Origin of the sequence: Cellulomonas hominis (genome assembly GCF_005239125.1) — a bacterium.
GTDB lineage: Bacteria > Actinomycetota > Actinomycetes > Actinomycetales > Cellulomonadaceae > Cellulomonas > Cellulomonas hominis_A.
In genome coordinates this window covers 1-3,555 of record NZ_SZYE01000279.1, presented here as the reverse complement: position 1 = coordinate 3,555, position 3,555 = coordinate 1, and the positions used below count along the sequence as shown (strand labels likewise).

General features: G+C 75.5%; 4 protein-coding genes. 2 read left to right on the top strand and 2 right to left on the bottom strand.

Translation table 11 applies throughout. The features are described 5' to 3' along the window. Positions 1–103: 103 nt before the first annotated feature. Complete coding sequence (locus FA014_RS18775; protein WP_154731132.1) at positions 104–445, bottom strand: hypothetical protein; 342 nt, start codon at positions 443–445, stop codon at positions 104–106. 64 nt (positions 446–509) lie between these two features. Here FA014_RS18775 and FA014_RS21035 point away from each other — a divergent pair, with 64 nt between their 5' ends. Next, on the top strand, positions 510–1,364 hold the full coding sequence (locus FA014_RS21035; RefSeq protein ID WP_154731131.1) for a DinB family protein: 855 nt from the start codon (positions 510–512) through the stop codon (positions 1,362–1,364). A 110-nt stretch (positions 1,365–1,474) separates the two neighbouring features. On the opposite strand, the gene FA014_RS18765 is transcribed toward FA014_RS21035, so the two are convergent. Then, entirely contained in the window at positions 1,475–2,353 is an 879-nt protein-coding gene (locus tag FA014_RS18765) for an alpha/beta hydrolase family esterase (RefSeq protein ID WP_195969380.1), read from the bottom strand. A 232-nt stretch (positions 2,354–2,585) separates the two neighbouring features. On the opposite strand from FA014_RS18765, the gene FA014_RS18760 reads away from it, so the two are divergent. Next, complete coding sequence (locus FA014_RS18760; RefSeq protein WP_328288224.1) at positions 2,586–3,353, top strand: HAD family hydrolase; 768 nt, start codon at positions 2,586–2,588, stop codon at positions 3,351–3,353. Positions 3,354–3,555: the final 202 nt, after the last annotated feature.

Here is a 3,555-nt window from a genome sequence, read left to right as displayed (position 1 = left end):
TCGCCGACGACGGCCACGCACTGGCCGGGGCGCACGTCGAGGGCCGGCACGGCGGACACGGTCCGGTCGCCGTACCGGACGACGAGGTCCCGGACCGCGGAGCTCACGCCGCGGCGGCCCGACCCGTCGTCGCCCCGGCGGCCCGGGCGGCGGCCCGACGCCGCAGGTGCACCCGGAGCAGCGCGTGCAGGCCGACGTTCAGCCACGCGCACCCGATCGCGACGGCGACGACGGCGGCGGCCGGCCAGGTCGCGGGTGCGAGCAGCAGCCCGAGCGTCCACGGCAGGCCGAACGGGAGCGTCGCGAGCAGCGCGAGCCCGGCCCCGATGTTCGCGTCCTCGGTGGGCTGGGCGGCGAGCACGACGAGCAGCACCGTGACGAGGGCGGCGGCCACGGCGTGGGCGACGAGCAGGCGGGACGGGCGGCGGGGTCCGGAGGAGGGCACGGGGCCATGCTCCCGGGTCACCGGCCGAGGTGCACCGGCGACGCGCCCGGCTACCGTGAGCGGCATGGGTGAGCTGATCACGGCGGAGCAGTTCCGGGCGGCCGACGGGGTGGCGGACTGGCGGGTCGGGCCGGACGGCGCGCACGCGCGGTTCCGCACGGGGTCGTTCGCGGCGGGCGTGGAGCTCGTCGACGCGATCGGCGAGCTGGCCGACGCGGTCGACCACCACCCGGACGTCGACCTGCGGTACGGCACCGTCGCGGTGCGGCTGGTGTCCCACGACGTCGCCGGGCTCAGCGACCGGGACCTGGACCTCGCCCGCCGGATCTCAGCCGCGGCCCGCGAGCTCGACGTGCCCGCGGAGCCGGTCACCGGGGACGCCCCGGGCGTCGACGAGCAGGGCCGCCCCGAGCCGGCGCCGGACGGTGACGAGGTGCAGACCCTGCTCGGCTTCCTGGACTTCCACCGGGCGACGCTCGAGTGGAAGACCCGTGGTCTCGACGCCGCCGGGCTGGCGGCGACGGTCGGGTCGTCGACCATGACGCTCGGCGGCCTGCTCAAGCACCTCGCGTACGTCGAGGACGACTGGTTCTCCCGCGTGCTGCACGGCCGGGACCGGGCCGAGCCGTGGGCCTCGGTCGACTGGGCCGCCGACCGGGACTGGGAGTGGCACTCCGCTGCCGACGACGCCCCGGACGACCTGCGCGCGCTGTGGCTCGCGGCGGTGGAGCGCTCGCGCGCCGACGTCGCGGCGGCCCTCGCGGCGGGCGGCCCGGACGCCCCCGCGCAGCGGGCGTGGCCCGACGGACGCACCCCGAGCCTGCGGTGGATCCTCACCCACCTGATCGAGGAGTACGCCCGGCACAACGGGCACGCGGACCTGCTGCGCGAGGCGGTGGACGGGCAGGTCGGGGAGTAGCGCTCGGGCACCGTGGTCGGGCGCGCGTTCAGCCGCTTCCACCCGCGTCGTCCGCAGCGACCGAGTTCCGGGTGACAGCCTCGCTCCTTCAGGCCGGCCGACGCCCGACGTCAGGCCTTCCCGTGCGCCAGCATCCAGGCGGTCACGTCAGGGGCGAACGCGTCCGACCACGTCGGGCCGTGCTTGCCGCCCACGATCGTCCACAGGGCGACCTCGGTGCCGTGGGAACAGGACCAGCTGGTCGTCACGGTCTCGGGGCCGGCAAGCGTCGAGTCGTAGTCCGCGGTGCCTGGGGTCGCGCCGGCGTCGCACTCGTCGATCGCTCGCCAATCCGCGACCGTCTGCTCAGCCCCCGGATAGCGCGCCCCCGGGCCGACGCTGCCGCCCTCGTAGCTGATGACCTCGTCGGTGTCGGCCTGCACCTGCAGGACGCTGACGGGCTGGCCCGGGGTGCACGTCGACGGATCGGCGTCGTTCGCACCGGCGACCGACACGGCCGCAGCGATCAGGTCCGGGTGGTTGCACGCCATGCGCAGCGCCATGAACGCGCCGTTCGAGTGCCCGATGACGAAGACCCGCCCCGGGTCCACCGCGTACTGCGCCTGGACCGTCTCGATGACGCTGGTCAGGAAGCCGTCGTCGTCGGGGTCGACACCGTCGAAGGAGCAGCAGGCGGCCGTCGCGTTCCAGTACTGCTTGCCCGCCCTGTCGACGAGGCCCTCCGGGTAGGCGAGCAGGTAGCCCTTCTCCTCGGACTCCTCCCGCAGGCCGAGGTAGGTGGCCGTGCTCACCCCGACCTCCGAGTAGCCGTGCAGCGACACGATCAGGGGCGCAGGGTCGGTGGCGTCATAGCGGGAGGGGACGTCGAGGGTGAACGTGCGGTCGTCGAGCTCGACGGTGCCCGAGCCACCCGGTGCGACCCGAGTCGGCGTCGGCGTCGGCGCAGCAGCGTCGGAGCCGCCGGTGCAGGCAGCCAGCAGGAGCAGCATCGCAGCGGCCCATGCACTGGTCCTTCTCGCGGACACCGTCGTCATGCGCGGATGATCGCGCGGGTCAGGGGCATGGGGCAAGGGCGCCCCGAGCCGCCGCCCGCAGCGAGCACGGGCTGTTCGCGAAGGACGTCGCGCGCCCGCTCCTGCGGACGGAAGCCGGCCCCGCCCACGATGCGCGTGCCCGACCGGGGGCCGTTCCGCTCTCCGACGCCGGTGCGGTTAGGGTCGGGTGGTGCACGACTCGTTGCACGACGACGCTTGGAGATCACCCTTGTCCCTCCGTTCCGAGGACGTTTTCGCTGGTCAGAGCCATGACCGTTCAGACGACGCGCTCCCGCTCCCCGCGGCGGTCCTGTGGGACATGGACGGCACGCTCGTGAACACCGAGCCGCTCTGGATGGCCGCCGAGACCGAGCTCGTCGAGTCCTGGGGTGGCACCTGGACGCACGAGGACGGGCTCACGCTCGTCGGCAACCCGATGAAGGTCTCGGGCGAGATCCTGCAGGGCCGGGGTGTCGGCCTGTCCGTGGACGAGATCGTCGACTTCCTCAACAAGCGCGTCGCCGCGGCGGTCGCGCAGGACACGCCGTGGCAGCCGGGCGGCCGCGAGCTGCTCGCGGCGCTGGCGGAGGCCGGGGTGCCGCAGGCCCTGGTGACGTCGTCGTACCGGGAGCTGGCCGAGCCGTTCGCCCGGGTCGCGGGCGTGTTCGCGACGGTCGTCGCGGGCGACGAGGTCGACCGGCCCAAGCCCGACCCGCAGCCCTACCTGCTCGCCGCCGAGCGGCTGGGCGTGGACGTCGCCGACTGCGTCGTGGTCGAGGACTCGCCGGCGGGCATCACGTCCGGCGTCGCGTCCGGCGCGCGCGTGCTCGCGGTCGAGGTGTTCCGCGAGCTGCCCGACATCGCGGGGCTGAACCGGACCGGCTCGCTCGCCGACGTCGCCCTGGCGGACTTCGCGCGCATCCGCTCGGGCGCGGTGCTCGACCTGCTCGGCTGACACCGCCCCGGGGCGCGCGTCCGCCCGGAGCCGGCCGCCCGGCGGGCCGCGACGCCGGCCCCTACGGTCGTGCCATGACGCAGGCGCGCGCCCGGCACTGGGGGGTGCTCGGGGTGCCGTCCAGCCGGGCGGCGCACTGGCCGGGCCTCGAGCGGGGTCCCGCAGCGCCGCGGGACCCCGCTCGAGGCCCGGGGCGCCCGGC